This is a genomic window from Kitasatospora sp. NPDC086801, from assembly GCF_044745805.1.
Taxonomy (GTDB): Bacteria; Actinomycetota; Actinomycetes; order Streptomycetales; family Streptomycetaceae; genus Kitasatospora.
This window is the reverse complement of record NZ_JBIVAX010000010.1, coordinates 155,259-169,015: the sequence shown is the minus strand read 5'-3', so window position 1 is coordinate 169,015 and position 13,757 is coordinate 155,259. Positions and strand designations below refer to the sequence as shown.

The window sequence follows — 13,757 nt, the reverse complement described above, 5'->3', positions numbered from 1 at the left end:
ACGGACGAGAGTGACGGCGGGTGGGCGGGCGGCCAGGCGGGTCGTGGCGCACAGGGCGGGGAGGACGGCGAACAGATAACAGATTTCGAAATCTGTTATCTGTTTGTTGTCATCTGTCCGCTGCCGGCTGTTCGCCGCCCCCGCCGCCGCCCCCGCCCGCCGTCGTCTGTCGGCGATTACTTGGGCGCGTCCACGCCCGCGGCCTTGGCGATGTCGCCGAGCATGGCGTTGGCGGCCTGGACGCCGATGCCGGACATCCAGGTCTCGTCCGGGACGTTGAAGACCTTGCCGTTCTTGACGGCGTTCAGGCCCTGCCAGACCGGGGTCTGCTGGACCTCGCTCTCCTTGGTCTTGGACGGGTCGTCGGCGGTGGTGACGAACACCAGGTCGGCGTCGGCCTGGTTGACCTGCTCGGCGCTCACCTCGACGATGTTCTTGTCGACGTCCTGGGAGGCCGGACGGGCCAGGCCGACGTCCTTGAGCACCACGCCGCTGTAGGAGGCCTTGGCGTAGAGGCGGGTCGGCCCGGCCACGAAGCGGACCACCGAGGCGGTCGGCATGGCGCCGCCGTTCTTCGCCTTGATCGCCTCGCCGAGCTTGGCGGCCCGCGCCTCGTAGTCGGCGAGCGCCTTCTTGGCCTCGTCCTCCTTGCCGAGCGCCTGCGCGTAGAGGGCGAGGTTCTCCTTCCACGGGAACCCGGTGGTCTCGGCGAGGACGGTCGGCGCGATCGCGTTCAGCTGGTCGTAGACCTTGGCGTGGCGGACCTTGGAGGAGAGGATCAGGTCGGGCTTGAGGGAGGCGATCAGCTCCAGGTTCGGCTCGTTCATCGGGCCGACGTCCTTGGTGTCCTTGATCTTGTCCTTGAGGTAGTTCGGGAACCCGCCCTCGGTCTTCATGTGCGGCGACACCGCGCCGACCGGCGTGATGCCGAGCAGCGTGACGTCGTCCAGCTCGCCGCTGTCCAGTACCACGACGCGCTTGGGCTGGGCCTTGATCTGGGCCGTTCCGGCGGCGTGGGTGACGGTACGCGGGAAGCCGGCGGAGGCGCCGGTGCTCGCGGAGGCGCCGGCCTGGGCGGCGTCCCCGCTCTGCGTGGTCCCGCCGTCGCTACCGCAGGCGGCGAGCAGCGTGGTGGACAGGGCGACGGCGAGGACGGCGACGGGGAGGCGGCGGTTCATGGGGTTCCTTGGATCGGGTCGAGCGGGCGGTCGGGGTTGAGGGGCGCCGGGGGTAGGCGGTGGGGTAGGGGGTAGGGACCAGGAGTCAGGGACCGGTCAGCGGTCAGCGGTCGGTGGCGCGCGGCCGGGTCCGCGCCCGGGGGACGACCAGTGGCGTGCCGGTCTCCGGGTCTGGCACCACCTGGCACGGCACCTGGAACACGGCCTCGACCAGGTCGGCGGTGAGGACCTCGGCGGGCGGTCCGGCGGCGGCGAGCCGCCCGTCCTTGAGCACCACCAGGTGGTCGGCGTACCGGGCGGCCTGCCCGAGGTCGTGCAGCACCATGACGACGGTGCGTCCGGCCTCGGCGTGCAGGTCGGCGACCAGGTCGAGGACGTCGAGCTGGTGGCGCAGGTCGAGGAAGGTGGTCGGCTCGTCGAGCAGCAGCAGTTCGGTGTCCTGGGCGAGCGCGAGCGCGATCCAGGCGCGCTGGCGCTGCCCGCCAGAGAGCCGGTCGACCTGCTGGTCGCGCAGTTCGGCGGTGCTGGTCCGGGCGAGGGCCTCCTCGACGGCGGCCTGGTCGCTCTTGGACCACGGGCTGAGCATCCGCTGGTGCGGGTACCGGCCGAGCCGCACCAGCGCCTCGACGGTGATCGCCTCGGGGGTGACCGGCTGCTGCGGCAGCAGGCCCATCCGCTTGGCGAGGGCCCGGGCGGGCATCCGGTGGATGTCGGAGCCGTCCAGGGTGACGGTGCCGGCGGCCGGGGCGAGCAGCCGGACCAGCCCGCGCAGCAGGGTCGACTTGCCGCAGGCGTTGGGCCCGACGATGGCGGTGACGGCGCCGCCGGGCAGTTCGAGGTCGAGCCCGTCGACGATCGTGCGGTCGCCGTAACGCAGGTCGAGGCCGTGCGCGGCGAGCCGGTTGGCGGTGGCGGTGGCGGTGTCGGACTCGACGGTCGTCGTGGGCGTCATCAGTTGCTCCTCTGGGGAGGCCGGCCCTGGCGGATCATCAGTGCCAGGAGCCAGGGCGCGCCGAGCGTGGCGGTGACGGCACCGACCGGCAGGCCGTGGACGGGGATCACGTGGAGCACGAGGAGGTCGGCGGACAGCAGCAGGACGGCGCCGGTGAGCGCGGTGAGTCCGAGCGTGCCGAGGGTGGGCGGCCCGGCGAGCAGCCGGACCAGGTGCGGCACGGCGAGCGCGACGAACGCGACCGGGCCGGTGAGGGCGGCGGCCAGCGAGGCGAGGGTGATGCCGAGCAGCAGCAGCCAGAGCCGGTCCCGGCCGGGGTTGAGGCCGAGGCCGCCGGCCGAGTCGTCGCCGAGGTCGAGGACCGCGATCCGCCGCTGGCAGAGCAGCACGGCCAGGGCGGTCAGCGCGATGGCGGTGCCGCCGATCCACACCTCGGTCCAGTTGCGGCCGTAGAGCGAGCCGGTGGTCCACTGCATCGCGGAGGAGGCCAGCTCGGCCGGGAACCGTACGATCATCAGGTTCACGGCGGCGGCGAGGCCCTGCTGCACCGCCAGGCCGACCAGCACCAGCCGGGTGACGGCCATCTTCGACCGCCAGGCGAGGCCGCCGAGCAGCAGTGCCGCCAGCAGTCCGCCGCCGAGCGCGGCCAGCGGGATCAACTGCTGGGAGGCGCCGGTGGCGAGCATCAGCACCGCGCCGAAGGACGCGCCGCCGGTGACGCCAATGGTGTCGGGGGAGGCCAACGGGTTGCGGAAGAGCCGCTGGAGCATCGAGCCGGCCATCGCCAGCCCGGCCCCGGCGATCAGCGCCGACACCACCCGGGGCGCCCGGAACTGCTGTACCACCAGGACGTTTCCGGGTTCGCCCTGCCCGACCAGGGCGCGCAGCGCGTCCCACCCGGACAGGCTCACCTGCCCGGTGCCGAGTGCGACGCCGGTCAGCACCACCAGGGCGGCGGCGGCCAGCGCCGACCACGCGGCGGTGCGGGCCCGGCGGCGGGCGAGCGTGCCGACCGGCACGGCGAGCGCGGTCATCGGGCCACCTTCCGGGCCAGTACGGCGAGCAGCGGCGCACCGAGGAAGGCGGTCACGATGCCGACCTCGATCTCGGAGGGGCGCACCACGAGCCGTCCGAGCACGTCGGCGGCGAGCAGCAGCAGCGGACCGGCGATCAGGCAGCCCGGCAGCAGCCAGCGGTGGTCGTTGCCGAGCAGCGGGCGGACCAGGTGCGGCGCGGCCAGTCCGATGAACGCCACCGGCCCGGCGACGGCCACCGCACTGCCCGCGAGCAGGACGACGGCCAGCCCGCCGGCCAGTCGGATCCGGGCCACCGGCACGCCGAGCGACTGGGCGGTCTCGTCGCCGAGGGCCAGCGCGTTGAGGGCGGGCGAGATCGCGAACGCGCCCAGCAGGCCGAGCGCCAGGAACGGCAGTACGGGGGTGAGGGTGTCCAGCTGCCGCCCGCCGATCGAGCCGGCCAGCCAGAACCGGGCCTCGTCCAGGGTGCGGTGACTGGCCAGCATCAGCGCGGAGGTCCACGAGGTGAGCACCACGGTGAGCACGGTGCCGCCGAGCGCGAGCCGGACCGGATCGAGGTCGCCGCCGCGCCGGGACATCGCGTACGCGGCGACCGCGGCGACGGCCGCCCCGGCGAAGGCGAACCAGACGTACTCGACGGGCCGGGTGAGGTCCAGCGCGTAGATCGCGGCGACCACGGCCAGGCTCGCGCCGGCGTTGACGCCGAGCGTGACGGGGGAGGCGAGCGGGTTGCGGGTGACGCCCTGGGCGACCGCCCCGGCGACGCCGAGCGCGGCCCCGACGGCCAGTCCGATCACCGTCCGCGGCAGGCGAAGGCCCGTCACCACGTCGGCGTCGCCGCCGTGGGCGGCCCCGGTGAGCGCGTCGGCCACGGTGGACAGCGGGACGGATCGGGAGCCGAGCGCGAGGCTCAGCGCGGCGCACAGCACGAGCGCGCCCACACCGGCGACCAGCAGCAGGGGCCGCTGGAACGCCGAGGATCGAGGTGTCGCCGGGGCTGTGGTGGCCGGCGGGTCGGTTCTCAACACGAGTCGACATCTTAGGTTAGGTTTGCCTAAGTTCGTCAATGCCGAGCCGCTCGGTCCGATGTCGAGCCGCTCGTCGCGGGTGTCGCGCCGCCCGGTCGCCGGGCGGCGCGCCGTCCGTGACGAAGTCGGACCGTTCGGCCCGGCCCGGCCCCGAGCCATGCACTCCCTGAGGCATTATAAGGTGAGCCTCACCTTATTCGATCATGCGGAGTCGATCCACGGAGCGCCGATGATCCCCGGAACACCCCTGCCCGTCGCGCCGCCGTCCACCCTGCCCGGTGACTACCGGCGCCTGCGCGAGCTCTGCCCGGTGCTGGAACTGCGCCTGCTCGACGCCGCCGAACCCGACCCCCGTGCCGCCGACGGCTGGTACTCCGGGGCCGAACTCGCCGCCGACGAACGGGCACTGGCCGCCGCCCTGGCCGGCGAGGAGGACCGCATCGCCGCCGAACACGGCCGTGCCCCCCGCCCGCACGTCACCGCCTCCAGACTGCTGCACCACTACGTCTGGTCCGCGTGCCTGCTCATCGCCGGCCCCTGGCACCTCGCCCGGAAGGTCCCCCTCGTCGACCCCGCCGACCTCTGGCTGCACGCCCCCACCGGGGACCTCGCGCTGCGCCCGCGCGGCCACGTCACGCTCTCCGGCGACGACGAACTCCGCGCTGAACTGCGGGCGGCCGTGGTCGCCCACGTCGAGCCGGTGCTCGCCGCCTTCGCCGCTCCCAGCCGGCGCCGCGACCGCGCGCTCTGGGGCATGGTGACGGACGACCTCGCCTCCGCCGTCTGGTACCTCGGCCGGATGCTCGGCGAGGAGGACACCGCGGTCGCCGCCGCCGAGGCGGTGCTGCCCGGCGGCACCCTCCCGCTGCCCGGCGCCGCCGACTTCCGCCGCCTGCACACCCCCGACGGGCGCGGCCACCACACCCGTACCCGGCTCGGTTGCTGCCTCTACTACGCCGTCAAGCCCGAGGCCGCCGCCTGCCTGACCTGCCCGCGTACCGGTGACGAGGAACGGCTGCGCCGGTTCTGAGCGGTCCGCCCGCGGTTCGTCGACGGACGGTCCGTCATGGGCGGTTTGCCGAGGCGCGGTTCGCCGTGGGCGGTTCGTCGAGGCGTGGTTCGTCGAGGGCGGTTGGTCGAGGGCGGTTCGTTGTCAGTGGTATCGGCTAGGGTCGCGGCCATGATCGATTCGACGATGCGGGTCCGTATCGCCCGGCCCTCGCGCGATCTCGCGGCGGCCGAGCGCTTCTACGTCGACGGCCTCGGCCTCGACGTGCTGTGGCGCACCACCGAGCGGGTGTCCGGCGAGCACGACCTGCTGATGGTCGGCCCGCCCGGCGGCGCCTGGCACTTCGAACTCACCCACGACCCAGAGAACCCGCTGGAGCCCACCCCGACGGTCGACGACCTGTTCGTCGTCTACCTCGGCGCGCCGGTGGACGACGCCCTGGTCGCCCGGCTGGAGGACGCCGGCGGTACCCGGGTCCGGGCCCACAACCCCTACTGGGAGGAGTTCGGCGTGACGATATCCGACCCGGACGGCTACCGGCTGGTGCTCTGCTCCCGCGGCTGGGGAGCCTGAGCACTCTCCAGGCCCAGGCCGGTCGCGCCGCCCGTCCCGCCCGTCCCGCCCTTGTTGTGCAGCACCGCCACGCCCCGGTCCAGGTCCACGCCGAAGTGCGGCGGCGCTCCGGCCTGCGCGTCGTCCCGCAGCGTCAGCTGTTCCCGCCGCTGCTCGACCTGCACCTGCTTGCCCGGTCTGAACAGCGCCTGCAACTCCTCCAGCCCGCCGCCCAGACCCGCCCCGGCGCTCCTGCCGCCCCGCCGCCAACGCCCCGACGACTCGCCCCGGATCTGCCATGCGATCAGGAGCACCAGCCCGATAATCGCCGCCGCCGCGCACGCCACATCTACGATCACACCCATGTACGCCCAACGCCGGGCGGTCGCACCCGCGTTCCCGGAGTGCGCCGCGCCGGAGGCGGCGTCCACCCGCTACCCTGCCGCGCGAACCGAAGGAGACCCCGCACCATGACCGTGCGCGGAACCACCGTGGACATCCCGACGGCGGACGGCACCGCCGACGCCTACCTCGCCCATCCCGACGACGGGCGGGCCCACCCCGGAGTCATCCTCTACATGGACGCCTTCGGGCTCCGACCCCAGCTGAAGGACATGGCCGACCGGCTCGCCCAGGCCGGGTACGCCGTGCTGGTCCCCAACGCCTACTACCGGCACGGCCGCGCGCCGGTCGTCGAACTGCCGCCGCTGATCGACCTGGAGAACGACTCGACGATCTTCGGACGGATCGGTCCGCTGCTCGCCACCCTCACCCCCGAGGTGACCACCCGCGACGCGGACGCCTACCTGCGCTGGCTCGCCGAGTCCCCGCTCGTCGAGGACGGCCCGGTCGGGCTCACCGGCTACTGCCGCGGCGCGGTGCTCGCCCTGCGGACGGCCGCCAGCCACCCCGACCGGATCGCGGCCATGGCCGGTTTCCACGGCGGCAGCCTCGCCACCGAGGCACCGGACAGTCCGCACCTGGGCGCCTCCCGGATCACCGCCGAGGTGTACTTCGGCCACGCCGACGAGGATCCGTCCCTGCCCGCCGAGCAGATCGAACGGCTCGACGGGGCTCTCACCGCCGCCGGCGTCCGCCACCGGGCGGAGGTCTACCCGGGCGCCCCGCACGGCTACACCCAGGCCGACACCACCCGCTACGACGCGGTCGCCGACGCGCGCCACTGGGAGGCGGTGCTCGACCTGTTCAAGCGGACCCTGTCGGCCTGAGCCGCTGTGGTCCAGGCCAAGTCAGGCCGCCCCGTCCCACCCTGTCCTGCCCCGCTCCGCCTCGGCTTGGCCCGACCCGACCCGACGCGACTCGCCCCGGGCCCGGGCTCGGGGCGGCCCGGTGACGGCCTCGCGCCACAGCACCTCCTCTTCGCCCTTCGGCCACGCAACGGACGCGAGGTGTTCGGGTTAGTGAGGGAACGAGCGCTCAGGGTATGGTGCCTGACGGTGAGTCCGGGCCCGGCCGACGGCGGATCCGCCGGGCGTCGGGGGGCGTCCGGACCGCGTGGCAGCGGTGAGTACGCACCCGCGTCACCCGGTAGCACAGGCCGGGGGAGGGTGGGCGGATCCAGGGGGGAACCGAACGTGCAGAAGACAGCGAAGGAGCAGAACGCGCAGGAACCGTGCGGCGCAGGGGGCACGCAGGGCGCCGGGGGCATACAGGGTGTGCGGGGCATACGGGGCATGCGGGCTGTGCAGGACGCCATCGCGCAGGCGCTGGCCGAGCGCGTCCCCGGCGGGGTGCGGCAGGGCGAACTCGACCGTGGCGGTCGGGCGTTGCGCTGGGTGGAGGCGGGGCACGGCGGTCCGCCGGTGGTCCTGCTCGCGGGCTGCGGCACCTCGTCGCTGACCTGGGCGCCGCTGCTGCCCGAACTGGCCGCGCACAGCCGGGTCGTGGCGTACGACCGGGCCGGGCTCGGCGCCAGCGACCCCGACCGCGTCTCCGGCCCCTCGCTGGAGGCCCCGACCGGTGACCTGGCCGCCCTGGTGGAGCGCCTCGGCGCCGGACCGGCCGTCCTGGTCGGGCACAGCTGGGGCGGCCAACTGGCCCAACTCCTCGCCTGGGGGCGGCCGGAACTGGTGGCCGGCCTGGTCCTGGTGGATCCGGCGCACGAGGAGTTCCAGCCACCGGCCGTCCGCGCCGCCGAGGCCGTCCTGTTGCGGGTGGGGCTGCTTCGGGCGGCCCTGGCGCCCGCCGCCCGCCGTGCCGGGGGAACTGCCGCGAGGGCCGAGGCGGCCGTCGAGGCGCACCGTCACCAACGGCGGACCGTCCTCGACGAGAACCGCCTGACGGTCCTCGCGGTCTCCGAGATGCGGCGGCGGCGCGCGGCCGCGCGGCTGCCCGACGTGCCGGTGACCGTGCTGAGCGCGACCGACGGCCTGCCAGGGGCGATGCGCGCCCGCTGGACCGCCCTCCAGTCGCGTGTCGCCGCCGGGGCCGCCGGGGGGTCGCACATCGTGGTGCGCGGCGCCGGCCACCACGTTTACGCCGACCACCCGCAGGCCGTCGCCGCCGCCGTCCTGGAGGTGGTCGAGCACACCCGGCAGGGTCGGGACACCTGACGGCGGCGGGCGGTGGGCAGCGGCCCTCAACCCCTGGCCGGACAGTGCCTGCTGACCATTCGATCCCCTCTGGCACACTGGGGGCCGAACGGCCCGCTGGGGAGGGTCATGACACATGGGGGCGGGAGTATGAGGGGTCCGGGTGCCGTGCTCGGCGGGCGGTACACGCTGGTCGAGCGGATCGGCGGCGGGGGGATGGGTACGGTCTGGCGGGCCGACGACGCGGTGCTGGCGCGGCCGGTGGCCGTCAAGATCCTGCACTCGGCGCTGTTCGAGGACGACACCTTCATCCAGCGTTTCCGCCGGGAGGCCCAACTGGTCGCCGTGATCGACCACCCGGCCGTCGTGGACGTCCACGACTACGGCGAGAGCGGCGGCGGTGAGGGCCGGGAGGGCGACGAGGACGGCGCAGGCGGGGACCGCTGCGCCTACATCGTCATGGAGTTGGTCGACGGCCGGCCGCTGGACCGGGTGCTCGCCGAGGAGGGCCCGATGCCTCCCGAGCGCGCCCTCGACCTGGTCGCCGCCGCCCTGGACGGCCTGCACGCCGCTCACCGTCGGGAGATCGTGCACCGGGACCTCAAGCCGTCCAACCTGATGGTGCGTACGGACGGCCGGGTGATCATCACCGACTTCGGCATCGCCCGGGCGATCGCCAGCACCAAGATCACGGCCTCGCACGCGATCGTCGGCACCGCCCTCTACATGGCCCCCGAGCAGGCCGAGGGCACGGGCACCGGACCGGCCTCCGACCTCTACTCGATCGGCGTGGTCTGCTTCGAACTGCTCACCGGGAAGCCGCCGTTCGTCGGCGAGAGCGTGTTGGAGGTCGCGCTCAAGCACGTCCGCCAGCCGGCGCCGGAGCTGCCGGATTCGTTCCCGGCGGCGGTCCGCGAGCTGGTCGCGAGGGCGCTGGAGAAGAAGCCCGAGGACCGGTTCGCCGACGCCGCCGAGATGGCGGCCGCCGCCCGGGCGGCGATCGGTGTGAAGAGCTCGGCCGCCGTGGCGGGCGCTGCCGGTGCCCCGGCCGACACCGGGACGGTCGACCTCAGAGCGGCGGCCGGGGGCGCCGGCTCGGCGAAGACCGGTGCCCTGGTGCCGGCCGCGGGCGCGGCCGACCAGCCCGCGTCAGCCGACCGCCCCATGCCGGACGAGGTCGCGAAGGTGGGGCCGCAGCCGGTGACCGAGCCGGGCAAGCGCCGGTCGCGGCGCGCGCTGCTGGTGCCGGTGATCGTCCCCGTGGTCATCTCGATGGGTACCGCGACCGTCCTGCTGGTGGACCGTTCTCCCGGTCGGTCGGACGCGGCCGTACCGCCCGCTGCCCAGCCGACCGTCGTCGTGACGGCCCCGGTGACCCCGGGCACGGGCACCCCGTCGGCCCCGGCCACGACGCCGCCCGCCACGCCGACACCCTCCGATACCCCGGCGGCTGCCCCGGCCGCCGACCAGCAGCCGAACAGTCCGAACCAGCCGGGCGCGCCCGTACCGGCCCCCGCGTCGGGCGGCAACGGAGGCTCGGCGGGCCGGGGCACCGGCGCGGGCGCGGCGGGCGGCGGCAGCGCGGCCGGTGGCGGAGGCGCTGCGGGCGGTGCCTCGGGCGGTCGGTCCAACCCGTCCGGCGGCGGTGCCGGCGGCACCGCCAACCAGCCCGCCAATCCCAACCCGCAGCCCCCGGCCCAGAACGCGGCCGGTGGTTCCCCCGCCGGGGGCGGCTCACCGTCCGGCGGTGGTTCGCCCTCGGGCGGCGGCAATCCGCCGGCTCCGCAGACCCCCTCCCGGCCCGCGTCGTGCGGCGGCTCCTCCTGGACCACCGTCGTCAACGTGAAGGACGGCCGCCCGATCGGGATGGCCCGCGACGAACTGAGCGGCGACAACCCGATCGTGGTGGGCGGCGCGTCCCAGTACGGCTGGGTGCGGGCGACCGACCCCGGCTCCTGGATCAACTTCAACGCCTGCAACAGCGGCGGGCCGCTGCTCGTCCAGACCATGGACGGCAAGGTCACCCTGAGCGGAGGCTTCAGCTTCCTGACCAACTGGACGGTGCGCAGCGGGTCCACCCAGGGCTCCTACACGCTGGCCGACTACCAGAACCAGCGCTGCATGACCGACAACGGCCCGGGGAGCGCGGTCACCATGGTGACCTGCACCCCCGGCAACACGGCCCAGGAATGGCGGTTCCAGTGACGGCGACCGGCGGCGTCGACGACGGCGTGGTCCTCTACTGGCGTCCGCTGTGCACGTTCTGCATGAACCTGCGGCTAGCGCTGCTCTTCACCCGCCTGCGCTACAGTCGGCGGTTCACCATGGTGAACATCTGGAAGGACCCGGACGCCGCCGCCTTCGTCCGCTCGGTCGCCGACGGCAACGAGACCGTGCCGACCGCCACCGTGGCCGGGCGACCGATGGTGAACCCGTCGATCCGCCAACTGCTCGCCGCAGTAAGGGAGTACGCGCCGGACGTGCTTCCGGGGAGGTCTCGCTGACCGGTCCGGTCGAGGGGGACGAACCCCGGCTCCCGCTGGCGGGGATGACGATCAGCCTCCGGATCCGCCGGGACGTGGTGGTGGTCGACCCCGAGCGGTTCCTGGTCGCGGCCCGGGCGGCGTTCCGAGAACTGGACCCGCAGGCCACCGAGGAGGAGGCGGCCCGGCACGTCCCGGACGTGACCGCGGCCGTCTTCGCCCTGCTGGACCGCTTCGGCGGGCTCGCCCCCGACGCGCCGGACGCGGGATCCAGTCGCTGCGGGCCGATCCCCGGCCGCCGGGTGCTCGACCGCCCCGACGGGTTGTCCCCGGCGGGCGAGATCCTGCAGGTCGTGCTCGACGAGCCGCAGCCGCTCCAGGACGTCGCCCTCCTGCTGACCGCCGAGGAGCGGGACCCCTTCGCCCTCCCGATCCCGATCCCGATCCCGATCCCGACCCCGTCTCCGTCGTCGTCGCTGCCGCTTTCGTCGCCGCTGCCGCTTCAGACGTCGCGTCCGTTTCAGCCTCCGCGACCGGACGGGCCTGGCGCCGGTGGCGGTTGAGCGTGCGCGCCGGCCCGGCCTGAGCGTCCGTGCGTGCAGGTGGCCCGCGAGTCGGGGTGGGCGGTCGGGGCGCAGCGGAACCGGGCGCCATCGCAGATGCCGGTGAGGGAGTGGCAGTTGTGGGACGTGAGGCTTCCTCGGCTCCGGCGCGTCCCCGGATTTGGCGCCCAACTCGCCGACTGCGCTGAGGAGTCGGGCGAACACGCGGTCCGGTGGTGCTAGCAGACGCCCCGGCGGTGGACAAGGGCCGCAGGTGGCGGGACCTCGCCAAGCGGATGTCAAGACTCCGTATGGGAAGTTCTACAGAGTTGTAAAAGTCGATTTCGGCCCGCGCGGCCCCGCGTGCCGAATCGGCGTTCGATAGCCGATCGAGTATCGGTGCAGGCGGTCGACTGTGGTTCGGGTGGGAACCTCCGGCAAGGCGGGGTGAATTGCCCCGTTTTGCCCACTGCTTGAGCGCCCTGGCGAGCTGGCGGGACCTGGCCAATCGCTGAAGTAGACCTGTCAATTCACCTGCTGGATTGTCATGCTTTTGGCCAGCCCCGGCGGTAGCCCCCACCCCCACCCCTTGGTGGCTCGCCGCTCGACCGCCCGGGGTTTCAGCACGTCAGCGCCCATTCCGCCCCACAGGTGCCGACCCCGGCCCCCGGAACGCGGCGCGACCGCGTCCACACGCGGTTTCCCGGAAGGACTCGTACGTGAAGCGAAAGCTCGCAGCTGTCGCCGTACTGTCGGCCACCGCCCTGCTGACCGGTGTGATCCAGGTGAGCACCGCAGCCCAGGCCAGCCCCGTCGCCGGCCTCCAGGCCCAGGCCGACCACCAGCACGCGGCCGTGCTGGCCCTGGCCGGCGGCCAGTCCGGCCCGCTCGCCAAGGCCCTCGCCCTCGGCGAGAAGGAGCGGCTCGTCGCCAAGGACGCCGTGGTGGACAAGGACGGCACCCGGCACTTGCGCTTCGAGCGCACCTACGCAGGCCTGCCGGTGCTCGGCGGCGACCTGGTCGTCCACCAGAAGGCCAACGGCTCGGTCAAGTCGGTCGACAAGGCGGTCTCCGCCAAGCTCGTGCTGCCGAGCCTGACCCCGCAGATCCCGGCCGACAAGGCCGCCACGCAGGCCACCGGCGCGGTCAAGGCCACCGTCGGGGTCACCCTCGACGCCGACGAGTCCCCGCTGGCCGACGTGCACCAGACCGGTAAGGCCGAGCTGGTCGTCTGGGCGAGCGACGGCAACCCGCGCCTGGCCTACCGGACCACCGTCGAGGGCGTGCGCGCCGACGGCACCCCGAGCAACCAGGTGCTCGTCACCGACGCCGCCACCGGCCAGGTGCTGTCCACCCACGAGAAGATCCAGACCGCCGCCGGCACCGGCAAGGGCGTCTTCGTCGGCCAGGTGCCGCTCACCACCGCGCAGAACGGTTCCAGCTACTCGCTGAAGGACGACAGCCGCGGCGGCCAGTCCAGCAGCGACATGAACAACGGGACCGCCGGCAACGGCTCGCTCTTCGCCAACACCTCCAACAACTTCGGCGACGGCACCGCGAGCAACCGCGAATCCGCCGCCGTGGACGCCCAGTTCGGCGCGGCCACCACCTGGGACTTCTACAAGAACACCTTCGGCCGCAACGGCATCCGCAACGACGGCGTCGGCGCCGCGAGCCGCGTCCACTACGGCTCCAACTACGTCAACGCCTTCTGGGACGACAGCTGCTTCTGTATGTCCTACGGCGACGGCAACGGCGACGCCGCCCCGCTCACCGAGATTGACGTGGCCGGCCACGAGATGAGCCACGGCGTCACCGCCGCCACGGCGAACCTCAACTACTCGGGTGAGTCCGGAGGCCTCAACGAGGCCACCTCCGACATCATGGGCACGATGGTCGAGTGGTACGCCAACCTGCCCTCCAACCCGCCGAACTACTGGATCGGCGAGCTGATCAACCTGAACGGCAACGGCACTCCGCTGCGCTACATGGACCAGCCCAGCAAGGACGGCCAGTCCGCCGACTCCTGGTCCGCCGACGTGGGCAACCTCGACGTGCACTACTCGTCGGGCGTGGCGAACCACTTCTTCTACCTGCTGTCCGAGGGCAGCGGCGCGAAGAGCATCAACGGGTTCAACTACAACAGCCCGACGGCTGACGGCTCTTCGCTCGCGGGCATCGGTCGGGACAAGGCCGCGCAGATCTGGTACCGCGCGCTGACCGTCTACTTCACCTCCACCACCGACTACGCGGGCGCCCGGGCGGGCACCCTCAGCGCGGCGGCGGACCTGTACGGCAACGGCAGCGCCGAGTACAACGCGGTCGCGGCCACCTGGACGGCGGTGAACGTCAACTGACACCCGCCTGAGTGAGCCCTGCCGCACCGTGGGTGCCGGCCGGCAGGGCCGCACGGCGGGGGCGACG

At 73.6% G+C, this 13,757-nt stretch carries 13 protein-coding genes; 8 read left to right on the top strand and 5 right to left on the bottom strand.

Going from position 1 to position 13,757, the window contains the following annotated elements:
• Positions 1-176: 176 nt before the first annotated feature.
• The 4 genes from ACIPLC_RS14830 to ACIPLC_RS14815 all read right to left on the bottom strand — a co-directional run bounded on the left by ACIPLC_RS14830 (position 177) and on the right by ACIPLC_RS14815 (position 4,126).
• Complete coding sequence (locus ACIPLC_RS14830) at positions 177-1,178, bottom strand: ABC transporter substrate-binding protein (RefSeq protein WP_400473355.1); 1,002 nt, start codon at positions 1,176-1,178, stop codon at positions 177-179.
• Positions 1,179-1,281: 103 nt separating this feature from the next.
• Complete coding sequence (locus ACIPLC_RS14825; RefSeq protein WP_400473354.1) at positions 1,282-2,130, bottom strand: ABC transporter ATP-binding protein; 849 nt, start codon at positions 2,128-2,130, stop codon at positions 1,282-1,284.
• Positions 2,130-3,164 carry a FecCD family ABC transporter permease gene (locus tag ACIPLC_RS14820; protein ID WP_400473353.1) on the bottom strand — a complete coding sequence of 345 codons (1,035 nt, stop codon included), beginning with the start codon at positions 3,162-3,164 and terminating at the stop codon, positions 2,130-2,132. Before ACIPLC_RS14820 ends, ACIPLC_RS14825 begins: the two co-directional genes overlap by 1 nt.
• Positions 3,161-4,126 (bottom strand): FecCD family ABC transporter permease, encoded by a 966-nt coding sequence (locus tag ACIPLC_RS14815; protein ID WP_400473389.1) that lies wholly within the window; start codon positions 4,124-4,126, stop codon positions 3,161-3,163. The genes ACIPLC_RS14820 and ACIPLC_RS14815 overlap by 4 nt, the downstream gene beginning before the upstream one ends.
• A 298-nt stretch (positions 4,127-4,424) precedes the next feature.
• Between ACIPLC_RS14815 and ACIPLC_RS14810 the strand changes: the two genes are divergently transcribed.
• On the top strand, positions 4,425-5,225 hold the full coding sequence (locus ACIPLC_RS14810) for a (2Fe-2S)-binding protein (RefSeq protein ID WP_400473352.1): 801 nt from the start codon (positions 4,425-4,427) through the stop codon (positions 5,223-5,225).
• Between the two features lie 150 nt (positions 5,226-5,375).
• The gene (locus ACIPLC_RS14805; protein ID WP_400473351.1) at positions 5,376-5,777 is read left to right on the top strand and encodes a VOC family protein; all 402 of its coding nucleotides are present in this window, start codon (positions 5,376-5,378) and stop codon (positions 5,775-5,777) included.
• Here the strand turns inward: ACIPLC_RS14805 and ACIPLC_RS14800 are convergent.
• The gene (locus tag ACIPLC_RS14800) at positions 5,738-6,070 is read right to left on the bottom strand and encodes a DUF6191 domain-containing protein (RefSeq protein ID WP_400473350.1); all 333 of its coding nucleotides are present in this window, start codon (positions 6,068-6,070) and stop codon (positions 5,738-5,740) included. The two genes, ACIPLC_RS14805 and ACIPLC_RS14800, sit on opposite strands and share 40 nt — an antisense overlap.
• A gap of 156 nt (positions 6,071-6,226) precedes the next feature.
• Between ACIPLC_RS14800 and ACIPLC_RS14795 the strand changes: the two genes are divergently transcribed.
• The 6 genes from ACIPLC_RS14795 to ACIPLC_RS14770 all read left to right on the top strand — a co-directional run bounded on the left by ACIPLC_RS14795 (position 6,227) and on the right by ACIPLC_RS14770 (position 13,690).
• On the top strand, positions 6,227-6,985 hold the full coding sequence (locus ACIPLC_RS14795; protein ID WP_400473349.1) for a dienelactone hydrolase family protein: 759 nt from the start codon (positions 6,227-6,229) through the stop codon (positions 6,983-6,985).
• Between the two features lie 465 nt (positions 6,986-7,450).
• Entirely contained in the window at positions 7,451-8,329 is an 879-nt protein-coding gene (locus tag ACIPLC_RS14790; RefSeq protein ID WP_400473348.1) for an alpha/beta fold hydrolase, read from the top strand.
• 129 nt (positions 8,330-8,458) lie between these two features.
• On the top strand, positions 8,459-10,513 hold the full coding sequence (locus ACIPLC_RS14785) for a protein kinase (protein WP_400473347.1): 2,055 nt from the start codon (positions 8,459-8,461) through the stop codon (positions 10,511-10,513).
• Positions 10,510-10,812 (top strand): glutaredoxin domain-containing protein, encoded by a 303-nt coding sequence (locus ACIPLC_RS14780; protein WP_400473346.1) that lies wholly within the window; start codon positions 10,510-10,512, stop codon positions 10,810-10,812. Before ACIPLC_RS14785 ends, ACIPLC_RS14780 begins: the two co-directional genes overlap by 4 nt.
• A 44-nt stretch (positions 10,813-10,856) precedes the next feature.
• A complete protein-coding gene (locus tag ACIPLC_RS14775) occupies positions 10,857-11,354 on the top strand; it encodes a hypothetical protein (protein ID WP_400473345.1) in 498 nt (165 codons plus the stop codon).
• Between the two features lie 698 nt (positions 11,355-12,052).
• Positions 12,053-13,690 (top strand): M4 family metallopeptidase, encoded by a 1,638-nt coding sequence (locus ACIPLC_RS14770; RefSeq protein WP_400473344.1) that lies wholly within the window; start codon positions 12,053-12,055, stop codon positions 13,688-13,690.
• The last annotated feature ends 67 nt before the right edge of the window (positions 13,691-13,757 follow it).

Excerpts from the sequence above, each read along its gene's own strand:
- ACIPLC_RS14830 (WP_400473355.1), bottom strand. The coding sequence starts at position 1,178 with ATGAACCGCCGCCTCCCCGTCGCCGTCCTCGCCGTCGCCCTGTCCACC.
- ACIPLC_RS14825 (WP_400473354.1), bottom strand. The coding sequence starts at position 2,130 with ATGACGCCCACGACGACCGTCGAGTCCGACACCGCCACCGCCACCGCC.
- ACIPLC_RS14820 (WP_400473353.1), bottom strand. The coding sequence starts at position 3,164 with ATGACCGCGCTCGCCGTGCCGGTCGGCACGCTCGCCCGCCGCCGGGCC.
- ACIPLC_RS14810 (WP_400473352.1), top strand. The coding sequence starts at position 4,425 with ATGATCCCCGGAACACCCCTGCCCGTCGCGCCGCCGTCCACCCTGCCC.
- ACIPLC_RS14805 (WP_400473351.1), top strand. The coding sequence starts at position 5,376 with ATGATCGATTCGACGATGCGGGTCCGTATCGCCCGGCCCTCGCGCGAT.
- ACIPLC_RS14795 (WP_400473349.1), top strand. The coding sequence starts at position 6,227 with ATGACCGTGCGCGGAACCACCGTGGACATCCCGACGGCGGACGGCACC.
- ACIPLC_RS14790 (WP_400473348.1), top strand. The coding sequence starts at position 7,451 with ATGCGGGCTGTGCAGGACGCCATCGCGCAGGCGCTGGCCGAGCGCGTC.
- ACIPLC_RS14785 (WP_400473347.1), top strand. The coding sequence starts at position 8,459 with ATGAGGGGTCCGGGTGCCGTGCTCGGCGGGCGGTACACGCTGGTCGAG.
- ACIPLC_RS14775 (WP_400473345.1), top strand. The coding sequence starts at position 10,857 with ATGACGATCAGCCTCCGGATCCGCCGGGACGTGGTGGTGGTCGACCCC.